The organism is Bacillus paramycoides, from assembly GCF_038971285.1.
In the GTDB taxonomy this organism is placed as follows: Bacteria; Bacillota; Bacilli; order Bacillales; family Bacillaceae_G; genus Bacillus_A.
This window is the reverse complement of sequence record NZ_CP152427.1, coordinates 2,453,985-2,470,704: the sequence shown is the minus strand read 5'-3', so window position 1 is coordinate 2,470,704 and position 16,720 is coordinate 2,453,985. Positions and strand designations below refer to the sequence as shown.

General features: G+C 30.4%; 16 protein-coding genes and 1 pseudogene. 3 read left to right on the top strand and 14 right to left on the bottom strand.

What is annotated here, in order from left to right:
• Positions 1-120 precede the first annotated feature (120 nt).
• The 6 genes from AAG068_RS12750 to AAG068_RS12725 form a co-directional block, all read right to left on the bottom strand.
• Positions 121-750 carry a class I SAM-dependent methyltransferase gene (locus AAG068_RS12750; protein WP_342719545.1) on the bottom strand — a complete coding sequence of 210 codons (630 nt, stop codon included), beginning with the start codon at positions 748-750 and terminating at the stop codon, positions 121-123.
• A gap of 237 nt (positions 751-987) precedes the next feature.
• Positions 988-1,485, bottom strand: coding sequence for a DUF421 domain-containing protein (locus AAG068_RS12745; RefSeq protein WP_342719544.1), 498 nt, complete (start codon positions 1,483-1,485; stop codon positions 988-990).
• Positions 1,486-1,671: 186 nt separating this feature from the next.
• Positions 1,672-1,839, bottom strand: coding sequence for a hypothetical protein (locus AAG068_RS12740; protein ID WP_342719543.1), 168 nt, complete (start codon positions 1,837-1,839; stop codon positions 1,672-1,674).
• Positions 1,840-2,326: 487 nt separating this feature from the next.
• Positions 2,327-2,530, bottom strand: coding sequence for a hypothetical protein (locus AAG068_RS12735; RefSeq protein WP_342719542.1), 204 nt, complete (start codon positions 2,528-2,530; stop codon positions 2,327-2,329).
• Between the two features lie 151 nt (positions 2,531-2,681).
• Positions 2,682-3,029 carry a carboxypeptidase regulatory-like domain-containing protein gene (locus AAG068_RS12730; protein ID WP_342719541.1) on the bottom strand — a complete coding sequence of 116 codons (348 nt, stop codon included), beginning with the start codon at positions 3,027-3,029 and terminating at the stop codon, positions 2,682-2,684.
• Positions 3,026-4,420 carry a PLP-dependent aminotransferase family protein gene (locus tag AAG068_RS12725; protein WP_342719540.1) on the bottom strand — a complete coding sequence of 465 codons (1,395 nt, stop codon included), beginning with the start codon at positions 4,418-4,420 and terminating at the stop codon, positions 3,026-3,028. The genes AAG068_RS12730 and AAG068_RS12725 overlap by 4 nt, the downstream gene beginning before the upstream one ends.
• A gap of 176 nt (positions 4,421-4,596) precedes the next feature.
• On the opposite strand from AAG068_RS12725, the gene AAG068_RS12720 reads away from it, so the two are divergent.
• Entirely contained in the window at positions 4,597-6,288 is a 1,692-nt protein-coding gene (locus AAG068_RS12720) for a M3 family oligoendopeptidase (protein ID WP_342719539.1), read from the top strand.
• Between the two features lie 14 nt (positions 6,289-6,302).
• On the opposite strand, the pseudogene AAG068_RS12715 reads toward AAG068_RS12720, so the two are convergent.
• Positions 6,303-7,384, bottom strand: a pseudogene (locus AAG068_RS12715) (helix-turn-helix domain-containing protein).
• Between the two features lie 192 nt (positions 7,385-7,576).
• Between AAG068_RS12715 and AAG068_RS12710 the strand changes: the two are divergent.
• Complete coding sequence (locus AAG068_RS12710; RefSeq protein WP_342719538.1) at positions 7,577-8,524, top strand: phosphotransferase enzyme family protein; 948 nt, start codon at positions 7,577-7,579, stop codon at positions 8,522-8,524.
• A 78-nt stretch (positions 8,525-8,602) separates the two neighbouring features.
• On the opposite strand, the gene AAG068_RS12705 is transcribed toward AAG068_RS12710, so the two are convergent.
• The 4 genes from AAG068_RS12705 to AAG068_RS12690 form a co-directional block, all read right to left on the bottom strand.
• A complete protein-coding gene (locus AAG068_RS12705; RefSeq protein ID WP_342719537.1) occupies positions 8,603-9,352 on the bottom strand; it encodes an aminoglycoside phosphotransferase family protein in 750 nt (249 codons plus the stop codon).
• Between the two features lie 116 nt (positions 9,353-9,468).
• The gene (locus tag AAG068_RS12700) at positions 9,469-10,263 is read right to left on the bottom strand and encodes a VOC family protein (protein WP_342719536.1); all 795 of its coding nucleotides are present in this window, start codon (positions 10,261-10,263) and stop codon (positions 9,469-9,471) included.
• A 287-nt stretch (positions 10,264-10,550) separates the two neighbouring features.
• Positions 10,551-11,303 (bottom strand): class I SAM-dependent methyltransferase, encoded by a 753-nt coding sequence (locus AAG068_RS12695; protein ID WP_342719535.1) that lies wholly within the window; start codon positions 11,301-11,303, stop codon positions 10,551-10,553.
• Positions 11,304-11,356: 53 nt separating this feature from the next.
• Positions 11,357-12,220, bottom strand: coding sequence for a serine/threonine-protein kinase (locus AAG068_RS12690; RefSeq protein ID WP_342719534.1), 864 nt, complete (start codon positions 12,218-12,220; stop codon positions 11,357-11,359).
• Positions 12,221-12,664: 444 nt separating this feature from the next.
• Here AAG068_RS12690 and AAG068_RS12685 point away from each other — a divergent pair, with 444 nt between their 5' ends.
• Positions 12,665-13,891, top strand: a complete 1,227-nt coding sequence (locus tag AAG068_RS12685; protein ID WP_342719533.1) for an MFS transporter — start codon at positions 12,665-12,667, stop codon at positions 13,889-13,891.
• Between the two features lie 205 nt (positions 13,892-14,096).
• Here the strand turns inward: AAG068_RS12685 and AAG068_RS12680 are convergent, their stop codons facing one another.
• Genes AAG068_RS12680 through AAG068_RS12670 form a run of 3 tightly spaced genes read right to left on the bottom strand, consistent with a single transcriptional unit; the run spans position 14,097 to position 16,397 of the window.
• The gene (locus AAG068_RS12680; protein WP_342719532.1) at positions 14,097-15,548 is read right to left on the bottom strand and encodes a serine hydrolase domain-containing protein; all 1,452 of its coding nucleotides are present in this window, start codon (positions 15,546-15,548) and stop codon (positions 14,097-14,099) included.
• Entirely contained in the window at positions 15,529-16,059 is a 531-nt protein-coding gene (locus AAG068_RS12675; RefSeq protein WP_342719531.1) for a hypothetical protein, read from the bottom strand. The genes AAG068_RS12680 and AAG068_RS12675 overlap by 20 nt, the downstream gene beginning before the upstream one ends.
• On the bottom strand, positions 16,056-16,397 hold the full coding sequence (locus AAG068_RS12670) for a PadR family transcriptional regulator (RefSeq protein ID WP_342719530.1): 342 nt from the start codon (positions 16,395-16,397) through the stop codon (positions 16,056-16,058). The genes AAG068_RS12675 and AAG068_RS12670 overlap by 4 nt, the downstream gene beginning before the upstream one ends.
• Between the last annotated feature and the right edge of the window lie 323 nt (positions 16,398-16,720).

Below are 16,720 nucleotides of genomic sequence, written 5' to 3'. Positions count from 1 at the left end.
ACCCTATTAAAGAAAGTTAAGGTTACTTAAAGTTAATAGGTAATTCTATTATATGCTTGTCCTTTTTATTTGTGCATAATCAATATATAAACATCTTTAATAATTGTTAATAACTTTTAGTTATAGTTCTTTCTTACATTTTATCATTAAAAAATTGATTGAAGGTTTATTTGCCATGTTCTTATTTGGTTCATCAATTTCCGAAACTTGTACTAGTCCATATTTATTAAAATCTTGTTTTATAGATTCAGAATCATAGAAGAACATTTTTACGCCTTCCATTATCTCGTAATAATCTTTATCCAACTGTTTTCCTTTTCCGTACATGGGAGCTTTATTAGAGACAGTTGTAAAAACCATATATCCGCCTGGTTTTAACTGATTATAACAATCTTTAATAAATTTCTCTCTTTCCTGTTCATTCAACAAATGAAGAAGTGCATGACTAAATATCCCATCATATAGTTTATTATCAAAAGGCATTTCGTTTACCGAACCGTGATACATACTAACATCTTCTAGCCCGTTTTCTCTTGCTAAATCGATCGCTGTTTTCGAAATTTCAATACCTGTTACATTTATACCATTTTCCATAAACACCTTTGCATTTCTTCCATATCCAATACCTGGAACTAATATGTCCTTAACGTTCTTTTCCAGAAAAAAATCTTTTGTCAAAATTGCAGATTCAGTAGGTTCAAATCCCCACATCGTTTGTTTTTCAATAAAACTTGATTCCCAAAACTCCATTTTATTTCTATCTCCTTATTCTTATCTCATGTTAATATCACATGAAAGCCATTTTCATTTTAACGCTTCTTTTTTCACCACAGCCACTATAGCTCCATTGAATATAGCATAATAATAAGCCTATATCTATTTTAAAGATTGATGTAAAACTCACTCTTTTTTATCAATCCATATGTTTTTGTAGAAAAACAAAAAAGTCAATACTTTCGTTGTGGTATTAGCTTTTCTCCAGAGAAATTATCTTTTTGTATTGTACTGATCTAATATTTTTTCTAACATTTCTAAAGTTATCGGTTGAGCTTTCTCTATTAATTGATAACCAATACGTCCATTCGGCTCAGCTGTAACTTGCTGCAAACTCTTTAAATCATGAATTCCTTTTTCTCTTAATTGCATATAAAGTTGTTGTTCAGACATTTTTGCCTTCATCAAGTTCACTTTAATAATCTCTCCGTTTTCTACAATTACAAAGCTACTGCCATTAAGGAATTGTTCCACCTTCTTTGACTTCAATTCAAAGAAATGAATGATAAGAAGTATACTTGCAAATATTACAGCTGCAAATATAAATGGGACTACTTTCCTACTTAATACAGGCTCTACAATAATACGTGCTATTGATACTACTATAATGATTTCAGCTCTTGTCATTTGGCTAACAGATTTACTACCCGTCATTTTTAATGCAAGAATCCCAGTAAAAATTAAAATAATACTTTCAAAAATAATATGCATAATAGCCCAAACCTTTAATGGTAAATGTTATTAGCATTCCCATTTTATATAGCATTCTAAATGAATTTTAATTAAAATTTTTTGTGAAAATCAAACAATCTATTTTGATTTACCTTTTTTCAATAAAGATTTAATACTACATTGTCCCAAAAATAAAAAGCACCCGAATGGATGCATAGATTAAACTTATTCATTATTACTTTCTCCACTTTTATCATCAACTAATTTCGAGTCTAACATGCTGCCTATATCAGGCGGTAAAGCTAACTCTATACCAGCTACTGGTTGATTATCTTCATTAAACCATTGTTTCTTAAATTTACTCAATTCTTCATTTTTTTTATTTTCATCCATATTATCCCGCCTTTTATGTACATATTAAATACTTTACTTAATATGTACATTGAGAAAGATAATATACTATTTGTACATAATGAAAAAGCGTCCCCTTTCCTGTTTACATAACCCGTTGCACCTAAAAAAAATCCCCATACATGTTACTCCGCGCCCTGTTATTATATTAGTGTCAAAACATATGTGGGCTATGTGACAAGTACCTGATCATTTTGTTCATTATTCATATGAAACACATACTTTTAAAGGAGTAATTATTCCTTCACTTAATTTCTTAAAACATTGAATGAGTCCTGTATATAAATGTTAAAAATGAAGAGTTATCTAACGAAGATCTTCTAAGCTTATTTTGTGTACGATATCACTATGAAAAACAACCAAAAATTACTACAAGAAGACGTCCTAAGCGATGTTGTTATTGATTAAGATACGGACTATATTTATATTCCTAATAGATAACAGTAAACTAGTTGAAAGTGAATAGAAGTTACGATTCAGCTAAGTGTTTAATAAAATAAGTAAATGCCCAAATTAATGTCGCAAATGGAGTGACAAAATACATTGTCCATTCAAAACCAGTCAATTTTCTCTCTCGTTTAACTTTCTTTAAGTACCTGTAAAATATAATTGTACTAAAAAACATAAGTAACAATGATAGTTGTTGTAAATCATCGACTATACGTACAGCCATTGACTCAATCACCCTCCTATTCAAAATAAATGCTATACTTTAAGGATATCATCTATTGGTAGTTTATTTCCATTTAAAACAATTATGTTCTAAATAAAAAGAGCACTCAACAATTGAGTGCTCTAAAAAGTATTAACGTAACACTTTTCTTTTACTTTTTATAACTCAGGTCTATCACTTCCGGTATATGATTACTATCATATTTCCTCGTATAGATGTCTCCGTCTGGAGTAACGAATTGTAATACAATCTCACCACAAACACCATGTGGTATTTCAAATTCACCTTGTATATTTGAAATACTGCGCACCTTACCTTCAATAGAATTTTCATAAATTTTCACATTAGATATTGGTTCGTTATTTTGATTTACGATAATACCTCTTGAATACTTACCCACCGCAATGCATTGATCATCTTTTTTATAATATTTAGTCACAACGATAGCTCCAATTATTATAACGAAACACACAAACAAGAGAATTATTTTGCGCCTCACAACAAACCTCCTTTTTCATTTTTTTCTTTTTTAAATTGGAAGGTTATATGTTCCAACTGTTTGATTTCCTCCATTATTTTACGAATTCCTTCTTCCATCCTATCTTCCCTCACATTTGATACGTTTAACTTTAATAGTCTTTCTTTCGGAAAATCTCTCACATAATTTTTATCAATCTTATCAATACTTATTTGTTTTTCACTTAGTCTTTGGAAAAACATTTCTGAAATACTCGTTTTATGTAATTCTAAACAAGTATGAATTCCAATTGTATTTTGCTTTTTATACGTGAATAAAAGCGGATTTTCACTATGAATTCTTTCTAATGTTTCTGCTAGTTTTTTAGATCTATCGTGATAAGAAGATTTAATTTTATTTTTATGACGTTCAAACATGCCACTCTTTATATAAATTTCTAAAGCAGCTTGAGATATCATCGGGCTGTCGATATCTAAAATTTTTTTATATGTATGGAAAGCATTCGCAATAATCGGTGGAATAACTGCCACACCAACTCGTAAACCTGGAAAAATAATCTTCGAATAACTTTTCAAATATATGACATGATTATCATGATTCAAGCTATATAACGGATCAGCTTTCGAATCCGTTTCTAAATCTGCTAAATAATCATCTTCCACTATAAATACATTATATTTCTTAGCCAATAATACGATTTTTTCTTTCTCATCCTTAGAATAAGAAGTTCCAAGTGGATGATGAAATCTTGGTATTGTATAAAAGAATTTTATTTTACCTGTTCGAAAAATACGTTCCAATTCATTTAAGTCGATTCCTTCATTCGTACGTTTAATACCGATTACAGGGATTTTGTTTATTTCTAGATATTCAATATATAGATGATATGTTGGTTGTTCAATTAATATCGTTTCATTTTCATTTGGAAATGGTATAGAAGTTAATATCGCTAGCGCCTGCTGCACACCTGACGTTATAAAAATATTTTCTTCTTTAGTGAAAACTTGATAGTTTGCCAGTTGTTTTTGAATAACCGGAATTAAAGACGGTAAACCTTTTGGCGTCCCATATACGAACAAGTCATTTTTATATGTATCAATGGCTTTATTAATACAATGTTGAAAATCTAAATATGGAAAAACATCTGGATCTGGTGCTGAGGAAGCAAAATCAATTATCCCGTCATTTTCTACAAAACTCCCTGACTTTCGAACAACGTAGTATCCACTTTGAGGAACGGAATAAATAATATGACGCTTTTCTAATTCATGTAGTGCCCGTATAACTGTCGCCTTATTGCATTCATATTGCGTAACAAGCGATCGTATTGAAGGCAATTTCTTCCCTTCTTTTATCACTCCACGTTGAATCATGTTTTCTATATCATTAAAAATATGTAAATACTTATACATTATTTCACTCCCTAATGCACGGACTTAAAAAGATTCTTCATTCTTAAGCAAACAGAAATACATCCCTTCTACCACTTTAAATTTTAACATTATTTCATATTTTCTCCACTTAACAAGGAAATTACAATTAATATATAGAATATCTCCATGAATAAATAAAAAGTGAGGGATATGTCATGCAGCGCTTAAATACAATTGATATTAGTAACGTTCTAGAATTAGAAAAAACTCTTTCTACTTTATTAAATGAAGAGATTTCTTCAAATCTAGAGCTTGAAAACTGGTTAAAAAAACAATCCACAGTCATTTGGGAAATTGAAGAACAATTAAGATCGCACTATATCGCCTTTCAATGTAATACAGATAATAAAAAAATTAAGGATACTTTTAAATATGATCAACAATACGTACGACCTCTTTTGAAACGTTATCAAAATTCATTTGATAATAAATATTTAGAGTCCCCTTTTCGAATGGAACTTGATCCAAAAACGTATAGCTTACTAGATAAAAAAATAAAGAATGCGCAAACATTATTTTGTGAAAAGAACATTGATTTAGAAATAAGCGAAGACAAATTAGTAACCGAATACTTCGAAATTACAGGTGGTTTAACTGCATTATGGGACGGTGAAGAGAAAACAATTACTGAACTACAGTCTTACTTACAAGATCCGGATCGTCATATACGAAAAAAAGCAAAAACGCTCATTTCCGAAAAGTTTTTATCTGTTGAAAATAAATTACAACAGATATTAAATGAATTAATTGCAATCCGTCACCAAAAGGCGGAAAATATTCAATTAGATAATTATCGTGATTATATGTTTAAAAAACATGAACGTTTTGATTATACGCCTGATGACTGCTATGAGCTTGCTCAATCTATTCGTAAATACGTAGTACCACTTATCGATAAAATATTTAATGAGAAAAAATCTGAACTTCAAGTAGATTTCCTTCGTCCATGGGATTTAAAAGCAACTGCACCAAATCAAAAAGTATTAAAACCTATCGAAGATGCGAGTGATTTAGTCGAAAAAAGTTCTCGCATTTTACACAAACTAGCCCCGGAATTTTCTGCATTATTAAGCCGTATGCATAAAAATAATTGCTTAGATTTAGAAAGTCGTAAAGGAAAAGGACCTGGAGGATTTTGCGAATACTTACCTGCTTCGCAACTATCTTTTATTTTCATGAATCTCAATCATACACATTATGACGTTACTACTTTCCTCCATGAAATGGGCCATAGTATTCATAATGAATGTATGAAGCAGTTAGAACTTCAAAAATTTGTAGAAATCCCTTCAGAATCAGCAGAACTCGCTAGCATGACAATGGAATTATTTTCGATGGAGTATTGGGATACATTTTATGAGAATACAGAAGAATTTATAAAAGCAAAATTAGATTTCTTTAAAGATATTGTAAAGTATTTACCACCAATGCTTATCGTTGATCAATTCCAACATTGGATGTATGAAAACCCTAATCATACTGCTAAGGAAAGAAATGAAAAGTATTTAGAATTACATAACACTTACCAGTCGAACGTCGTAAATATTGAAGGGTATGAAAATTGGATTGCAACTGGCTGGTTACCTGTACTCCATATTTTTGAAGTACCATTTTATTATATTGAATACGCGATTGCCCAACTTGGTGCATTACAAATGTATAAACAATATAAAGAAAATCCTAAACAAGCAATAGAAAACTATAAAAAAGCTTTATCATTAGGTAGCTCTAGATCCTTAGCGGAAGTATATGAAGCAGCTGGCATTCGTTTTGATTTCTCTGGAGAAACGATTAAAGAACTAATGTTATTTATAGAAGGCGAATTAGAGTCACTTGAACAATTATAAGAAGAAAGCTGTTCCTATATATTAGGTTCAGCTTTCTTCTTTATTTTATTTATCAATTCTATGTACTGAGTATCACCATATCCGATTGTTGGAAAAAGTTGAAACAACTTTATTAATATTTCTTGATTTGAGAAAGCTTGATTTTTAGAGATGAATTTCATTACGATATTATCTTCTTTTAACATTTCTAAATATAAATCTATAGCTTGATACATTACAGGTGGTACTTTATGGGATGTTTTTTTATGATTTACTATTACTTCATTGTATATAGTAGAATAACTTCCTAATTTAAGTTCAAGTTGACTCACTTTAAATTCATCCTCTCTAAAACTATTTAAATATACTTTTCCTTCATAACAAGACTGTTCAAGATATGAAAGTATAGTAAGTAGATTCATTTGGCAAAACATATCTTCACCGAACCATAAAACAATACATTTATACTTTTTCGTAAAAAGATTTTTTAACGGATCTATGACCTTTTTTGTATAACTTTCTACTGAACTGTTATGACCTTCGGCTCTTGTTTTAATAAACTCATCATTAAAAGCTTGTGTAGTAGCCAGGTTCACACACATCGCTTCGTTAAATGGGGCATATTCAGAATCACCCATTAGCTTTTCATTTTTAAATTCTTCATACATCATTTGACCATTTAATATGTTCAGTACATCTCTATCAAACAGCTCTCTTTTCGCATTTCGTAACTGCTCAACCTCTAATTTTCTAGAAACGTTCATTTTAAACTCCCCTTCTTTATTTATATTGAGTTTAACAAATGATTGAATAGGCGGTATTCTCTTGGATTCATTCCAAAAACAGTCTTAAAAGCTCTACTATAAGCCTCTTGTGAAGAATAGTCGTAATCCGATGCAATATCTATTATCTTTCTATCATTTTTCAAATCCTCTATAGATAAATACAGTCTTCGTAAAAGAATATAGCGCCTTATACTAATGTCTGTTACTTGGTGAAATCTAAAAGAACAGTAATACGGAGAATAGCCCATATAATGGGATAATGCATTTAATGAAAATTTTTCATTTAAATTGCTCTCAATCCAATCAATCATCTGCTGTATATGTTCATTCATTTCCTTCACTCCTTATTTATAAGTATAAAAGAGATTCGTTGCTTTCTTTTGATATTTCTTGTGTTTTCTAACAGGAGCCATTCATGACATCATGCTTCATTTTAAAGGATATCAAAAATAAAACACGAATGTTGTAAATTAAGATTCTTTTAGTTATCTGTTAAAAAATCACAGTTCAGAAAGGACGTTACAATGAACGAGTTAGAAAAAGAAATACTCAAATTAATAAATGAACGATATCTATTAAATTTTATTAACATTCAACCAATAACGAATGAAATGTATCAATGTATTACAGAACTAGATACATACTTCATTAGAATTACAAACTACAAAACATATGAAGAACAGTTAGAAGAAGTTACATATACGAACTTTTTATATCAAAATGGTTTAGCAGTTCCTCCAATATTACCTTCTCTTAATGGGAATTTAGTAGAGAAATTAACATTAGACGAAGAGCTATTTGCTGTATTATATAAAGCTGCACCTGGTATACATTTACCAAGGTGCGAATGGAATTCTAAAATATTTAAAAGGCTTGGTAAACAAATCGGAAAATTACATCGTATTTCTAAAAGCTTTGAACAGACTAATCCAGTTAAATATATACACGATTGGTATGAAAATGAAGAGTATAATTTTCTTAAGTATATCCCTAAAAAAGAAACTACTATAAGAGAAATTGCATCTGACGTTTTAACTTCTATAAAAAAGCTACAAAAATCCACTTCGAATTACGGCTTAATTCACGGTGATTTATGGTTAGAAAATATATTAGTTGAAAACAATTCAAACTTAACAATGATTGATTTTCAAGACTGTGAAAAACATTATTATATATTCGATTTAGCAGTTCCTATTTATAGTGCTTTAGAATATTCATTTGCTGGAAATGGGAATATCATTGACTATGAGCATTCTATTACAAAAGCACTATTTGAAGGGTATCAAGAAGAAAATGAACTACCTAAAGAAATGATAGACAAGTTTCCATTATTTATTAAATTAAAGGAGATTTTTGAATATAGCTTAATGCATATGTATTGGGATAAAGAAGAATTAACTGAGGAACAAGTACGGATAATGAACCTTTATAGGATGAAGATTGAAAATAAGTATACCTATATCAATGTTTAAAAATGCTGTTGTTTAACTACAAGGAAACTTTAGTTAAACAACAGCGTTTATTAATTAGCTGACAACCTTTTTTATGACTTATAAATACTGATTCAATAGTCTGCTCAAATCCACTTCATTTTGCGAAGATACTTTCTCAGAAAATCTAGCTGCACTAATAATAGGAGCCCATTGAAAGATCTCACCTCTTGTTAAATCGGTATTATTGCAATATATTTGCAAATACATTTCCGCTAATTCTATATGAGACTGCGCATATAATAAATATGTTCGAAACACATCTGCACGAATGTCACCTGAACTAGCATCTACCCAATCTATAATATTCACATTCTTTTTACTCAAAATTAGATTAAATGGATGAAAATCTCCATGACATAATCTAGGTTCAAATTTAATTGAATGTAACATATTCAATATATTTTCCTTTTGCTTTTCATCCAATTTATGTCCAGATTTAATTTGACGTTCTAACCTTTGCCTCATTAACTCCATTCCATCTGTATTCACACGTATAGCATGGATCTTTTTTTGCTCATTTACACAAAGGCCGATATAATGCTCTGCTTCATTTAGATTATTAAGCAGGAGATCACCAATACTGTCCCCTTTTACATATTCCATAATAATTGCTTGTCTATTTCGTATCTTTGTCACTTCAAATACGTTTGGAACTGGCAGCCCGCATGAATAAGCATATTTTTGTTTTTTTGCTTCATTCATAGACTCTGTATCTGGAAGATATTCTTTAAATAATTTCACAATCTTATTATCATATAGATAAATTTCCGCTGTATTCCCTTTTGCAATTGAATTACCTAAAACCACTTCATTTCTCCCCTTAACATAAATTAGAATAACATCTTATACTTCTCTTTACATTCACTTTAACCCTAGCTAAAGCCTTCTTCACGACTATACAAAAAACTTCCCACTTTCCATCCTTAAATAGAAAGCGGTAAGTTTAATTTACTTGGAATATCAGCATGGGGATTTGGTGTATGCAAGATAGTAAATGAATATCCTTGCTGAATAAATGATACTTCATTATGTTTACATTCATATGGAACACTATTTTTCTTCAAGTTATTTTGTATGCGTTGTAAAAATGCTGGATCTGGTGTTCCGAAAGAAACATGTACTTTCGGTGGTAAAGCTTTCATCGCAATCGGAATCCATGGTCGCTGCCACCAAGTTGCAACAATGTATGCAGTGCCGCCTATTACAAAGTTAAAGATATCCCCATCTTCCATCGTTTTCATATTTAGATTTAATTTCAACCATTCCGTAAATACAGGTACACTTTTAACGGGAAGACCGATTTCCCTTACATATAAAACGTTTAATGGTGACTGCGGTACTAATACATCTTCCTTAACATAACTATGTGCGATAACTTCGAGTAGATTTCCATCTCCGTCTTTAAAGTATAAATTGAATAGCTCGTTCTCCTCACCAATTGTATTTCCATCTTTCCATTTCACAATAAGTAACCCAGACTTTTCAAGCCATTTTGCTGTTTCATGAAATTTTGAATATGAAATTTCAAAGGCGAAGTGCGCAGGTGCAATTGGCTCATACACTTCTTGAAAACTAATTGTTGTATACGGTGTTACTTCAAATTGAATGTAGGATGCTGTTTCTTTTTTTATTGGAAAAGATAATACGTCCCTATAAACTTGTTTTACCCCTTCTATGGAAACAGTTTGTAGTTTTATATCAGAAATATGTGTAATCATTTTACATCCCCCTATTTCATACTATCTATTCGTATTGTATTACAATTATAAATAGATAAAATCAAACGGAAGGATGGATTTTTCATATAAAAACTACAACTTTAGTATGAATATGTTAGCTTCTTTCATTGCTAGTACAGTAACATTTCAACAGAATTATCCTCCATATTTCATTTTTTTGATTAACACTTTACTTATTTTTATTTTTTCAAGTTTCCCCTGCATTGTTTCTATATAAAAAAAGCTGCCTTTCCTTAAACGAAAAGCAGCTTTTACAATAAAATACATTAAGATTTTACAGCAATAATCATAAATCTTTTTGAATTCGTACGAATCCCTTTTTCAGAACTATTAACATCAATGAAACTTTGTAAAATAGTAAAATCTTCTGCCTCTTCTCCAAAATTAGGAATAATAGGCGTATGTTTTAATAAGAAAATAAGATCTTCAGGCGTACTGTAATAATCAGTCACATCATATTCACGTATTTGCACGAGTTCAAATCCTGCACTAATAAGTTCACTCATATACTTTTCTTTTAATGTGCCATCTCTTTCACCTAAGCATTGTCCTCGTCCAAATGCTTCCTTAAGATTTAATTTATCATGTTCGCAAACTTGTTGTGTTAAGAAAAAAGCACCTTGTTTCATTACTTTTGCTAATTCAGATGCTATAAACGGTGCGTGACAACTAGAAGCGATATCAAAATGGGCAAGCGGAAACGTTAACGCTTCAGAATTCATTTGAAAAAACTCAACATTTTGTACACCTGATTTTTTTAAATTGGAATGTGCCGTTTCAATCATGCCATTAGAATTATCAATTCCAATTAGCAATTTAGCTGAAGATGCTATGTTAAGTACATTTTCCCCTCCACCTGTACCCACATCTAGTAAAATATGTGATAGCTTGCATCTTTCTTTTACCTCTCTATAAAAGTCCCATGAATCCCCTACAGTTTCACATTTTACTTTACTAAAATCCCATCCATTTAATCTTCCTACTTTATCATAAAAGTTTTTATACTCTAATTCGTTCATTTGATGCGTTCCCCTTTGTTAATACATATAAATTAAAATGAATCTTCAATTATTTATTCTATATATGAAAGCCAAGCTTCATAAAATGCTTGAACAGTGCGATATCTCTTACTTTTTTCTTTATGTAGCGCTTTTTTACATATATTATATAATTCTTGTGAGTTCTCCCATTTTTCATAGCTCTTATCATTTTTTCCGCCTATAAAGGCAAAAGCAATCCCAGCTAATACATACACATTCGTTTCGCTTGTAATTTGTGCATGCAGTTCATATTCCTCCGGTGCTTTAAAGCGAGCTGCACCCCAAAAACCCTCCCCAATTTCATTAAATACAGGTGCTTTTTGAAAAAAGCCAATATCACAAATCGTCAATTTTGATTGCTCGAAACTATATAAAATACTACCGTCATAAAAATCAACCATGACATAGCCTAGTGACTCCACATAGGTTGCAAACTCCAAAATCTGAGTCAATACGTTAAGCCTCTCCGTCACGGATAATTGTCTTAATTTAACAAAAGGTGAATTTGGTGCATGGTGCTTTTCAAACGGTGTAAAGTCCCAATGATTGTGCATACACTCCCCATCAATCCAATGAAACCTTAAACAAAACCCATTTTGCATTTGTATACAATTAATATATGGAACTAGTAAAGGATGTTGAATTTGTTCATATACTTCTTTTGCTTTCATTAATCGTTGGATTGCATCCTCTACACTACCTTTGTACTCTAAATTACGTGCACCGGCATACTTCAAAAAGTAACGATGTTCATTTTCAATAATACCAAAGCTAATATTTCCTGAATCTTGCTGATCAAAAACAGTAAATACTTCTACATCCTTTAACCAATCAAAATTGTGATTTTCAGCTAATGTTACAGGATATTGATTTTGTCCTATTGTAATATTTATCATGCGTTACTCCTAGCTTTGAGCGAACGTAGTTTATAGAGGCATGATACGCATACGCAAATTATTTTCACCTCATATTTTGTCTTCATCTGTTTGTTCATAAAACATCACTCCTTTCAAATAAAATCCTTTTATTCATTAACTACCAAAATCTTCTTAATTTCTATTATATATTATAAAATACAAATTATAAGAAAAATATATTTCATACACATAAACAGTTTACATAATATTTTTATAGTTTATTTATGTGTATAATCTACATCTCTTCCCAACCACACATACTATCTAAAACAGTACAGACTGTTTTTGCATTCTTCATTTTTATTTTCTCCTTAAAATATATCTAAAAAGTAGGATTCACCAAAAAATTACAGAATTCTATATATAACAAGTATTGGACGGATGATTTTTAAATTCCTCTATAATAAAGGTGGTATAAATAGTGTGAAACTTAAACAAAAACAAAGACTTACCGTAAAGACAACTTTCTCTAAAGAATACAAGATTTTTATTTTTGGTTTACTCATTTCACGAATTGGGGATTCACTATACACTTTTGCGTTGCCTTGGATTGCCTATCAATTAACCAGTTCAGCTGTAATTATGAGTTCTTTATTTGCTATTAATGTATTGCCAATTGTTTTATTTGGCCCTTTAGTTGGTGTAATAATTGATCGATACGATCGAAAAAAGTTACTTTGGATAGCGGATATTACCAATATTATTTTAATAAGTCTCGTACCAATACTACATGCATTACATCTATTAGAAATCTGGCATTTATACGTAATTACTTTTACCTTAGCAGTTATGTCTATGCTTTTTGATGTAACAACTGTTACAGTCATTCCACATATTGCAGGTGCATCATTAATGAAGGCTAATTCTTTCTATCAAATGGTCAATCAATTGGCTAGTTTGTTTGGTCCAATGATAGCTGGTTTTTTCATTTCTTTTATTGGTGGCTTTCAGGTGCTTTGGATTAATGTTCTTTCATTTATTGCAACATTGGTTACTGTGATATTATTACCGTCTATGAAAACCGTAAACAAGAAATGCGAAGATAAAAATACACTTCAAAATGTACTAGCTGATTTGGTTAATGGATTTAAATGGCTCAAAAATGACCGCTTAAATTTAGCTTTATCTTTTCAAGCTATGATTGGAAACTTTGGAGCAAGTGCGGTTTTAGGTGTGTTCATGTATTATTTACTATACACATTGCAACTTACGCCGGAACAAAGTGGCTTTAATTATTCACTAATTGGAATAGGCGGGCTTTTAGGAAGCTTGATTGCAGTTCCTTTAGAAAAAAGATTGCAGCGCGGCATTCTAATTCCTCTACTCCTATTTGTTGGAGCAATTGGCTTAACTTTTGCGCTTTGGAGTACATACTGGCTTGCTCCTGGTATTGCTTTCGGTATTGCAATGACTTGCAATATTGCATGGAATACAATTGTAGCCACAATTCGCCAGGAAACCGTTCCATCAAATATGCAAGGAAGAGTTTTAGGATTTTCGCGCGTGCTTACACGATTAGCTATGCCACTCGGGGCATTAGTAGGAGGTATTATTTCAGCCTATAATCCAGTGTTTGTATTTGCTTTAGCTGCTTTCACTAAGCTACTCGAAGTTTTTATTGCACTGTATAGCCCGATTCGCAAAATATGATGAATAGAAAGATAATTATGTATGATTAGTTAATTGAAGTCGAGAAACTTAAATATCTATTACAATGCGCTAATTTTGTAGATTTGCAAAGAAAATTGTGCTAGTCATTGATGAATCGAATCAAGAAATAATTTCTCTTGATATTTATGGATAAATTGATAAAGAAAAAAGGCATTATGTATATGCCTTTTTTCTTTATCATCATTTATACCTTTTTCCTTCTTAAGGCTATAAAGATTGAAATTAGCCCGTTCACAGCTAATAAAGTTACAATAATACTTGTAAATAAAGCTATGTCTGGCGCAAATATTTTAATCGTACGCCATGGTGAACTCGTACTATAAGTAAGCAGTGGGATAAAAATAATAGATAATAGTAGGGATAGACTCCCTATGGATAACCAAATTACCTTTTTTACAGTTTTCATATGTTTATACTTTTTAATTAACATAAATGATATTATGAAAAGTATAAGTGTAACTATCAACAAAATAATTTGTGTTAATGGTATATTTTTAGGGATATCAACCGGTTCTTCTCCATTCAAAATACTAATAATCCCCTTTTTCAATACTGATAGTGCGGTTTCTTCTAATACATGATTTTTATTCGTTAGAATCACACCACCCCAGCCACTTTTATTTAAAGTAAATATTTCTGCACGAGCATCGGGCGTTGATCCTGAATGCCAAATCATCGTTTCACTTTCATTTATATTTTTTGTTCTTAATCCAAAACCATAACTTTTTTCTGAATTTATTTTATAAAGTGGTGATAGATAAAGATTCATGTTTTCTTGCTTTAAAAATTGAGCATCTTCTGGACGATTCAAAAACATAATATATTGAATCATATCTTCTAAATTTGCAGTAATATAGCCATACGGTGCCCCGGCATTATCATAGGACACTACACTTTTTCTTGGAATGCTAAACCAAGACTGATAACCTGATAAATAGCCTTTTTCATATGCAATTTCTTTACTTGCTGCCGCGCCATTCATATTTAATGGCTGGAAAATATACTTTTGCATATATGATGAATATGTTTCATTTGTGACTTCTTCAATAAGTGCGCCTAAAACAATATAATTTGCATTACTATATTGATATTTTTCACCTGGTGGAGCAGTTACTTTTACATTTGAAAGCTTCATTACATTTTCTTTTAATGCTCTAGAACTTTTGGATTGCTTATCTGATAATGCTAAGCCCTCATATGTGCTTATTCCGCTTGTATGAGTTAGTAGATGTTGGATTGTTATAATTGAGGATATTTGAGAATCTTTTAGTTTAAACCAGGGGAGGTATCGTTGAACTGGATCCTCTAATTTTATTTTTTTATCTTCTATTAATTTTACTATTGCTAAAGCTGTTAAAGATTTACTTATTGAGCCAATTGCAAATGGCGTTTTACTAGTTACCTTTTTTTCAGATTCTCCAGTAATCCCCATCGTTTTTGTGAAGAATACATCTTTATTATGTACAATTGCAACTGAAGCTCCCGGAATATTCTGCTCCTTTATAAACTTTTCAATATACTTATCCAATGTAACTTTAATATTTTGCTGAGCGTAAACTTTTGGAGGTGTGATACATAATATTAATACATTACAAAGAACACAAATTAGAGACAGTTTATAGATCGTATTCTTCATTATACTTTAGATGCTTTCTTTTTTTATAACTTACTAAGCTAATAAATACCACTACAGAGAGCGTCAAACTAATCATTATTAATAATACGTTCCACCATTGATTCTCTGATATGCGATATAAAATATTATAATTAAATGCATTTTTGTTATTAGTTGAATTAAATGATTCAGTTAAAAATATTGAAAATATAGTTTGCGAGATGAGGTAAGTAATAAATGCGATGAATATGCCACGTAAGATAAATGTGTTAAGTTTCCCCTTTTCAATTTGAAGTTGTTTCATTTTGATTTGTAAATCAATTTCACTTATTTCTAAAAAATCTTGAACAAATAATTGAGGTGTACCTAAATCATCTATACTATCTTCACCATGTTCACGACATTCTTGAATATGTTCTAATATTTGTCGCTTAATATTATCCCTTTCTTCTAAACTTATATCGTATTGCTTTAATTCCTTAAGTACGTCTGTTAAAAATTTCTTTTCTTTACCTATCAATCTATTCCTCATTTCAGAAGGTCTCCTTTCAAACCGCTTTTTAATAATGTTTGAATGTCCGTTTGCAATTCTAACCACTCATTAATTTTATTCTCAAGACGTATTTTCCCGTTTTCATTAATTTCATAATAAATCCTAACTTTACCACTGTCTGTTACTACTTGATAAGTATTAACACAATCTTGATTTTTCAACTTAGTTAAAATGGGATAAATACTTCCTACTCCTTTCAATTTTAAATTGTTTACTTCAAGTTCTTTCATAATCTCATAACCATAACTTTTCTTTTTCGACAAAATAGATAATACACACATTTCTAAATGACCTTTAATTAAACTTGTTCTATCCATAGGATAAATTTAACAGAAATATATACTTCATTCAAGTATATATTTCTGTTAAATTTTAAAAATCAGATAAAATAACAAAGATATTAAATAAGCAAGAACATCACTTATGAACTGTTTTTACCCTTAATAATCACTTTTATAATATAATAATCACATAATATATCAACTGTTCATCCCTTTTATTTTCCATCTCTCCATATTATATTTCTTAGTTGAAAATATAGTATACGGGACATAAAAATACTAAAAGATCCAATTTCTTAATTTTCACATTAAGAAATTGGATCTTCTTTCATTACCTTATAATAATCATACTTCATTAT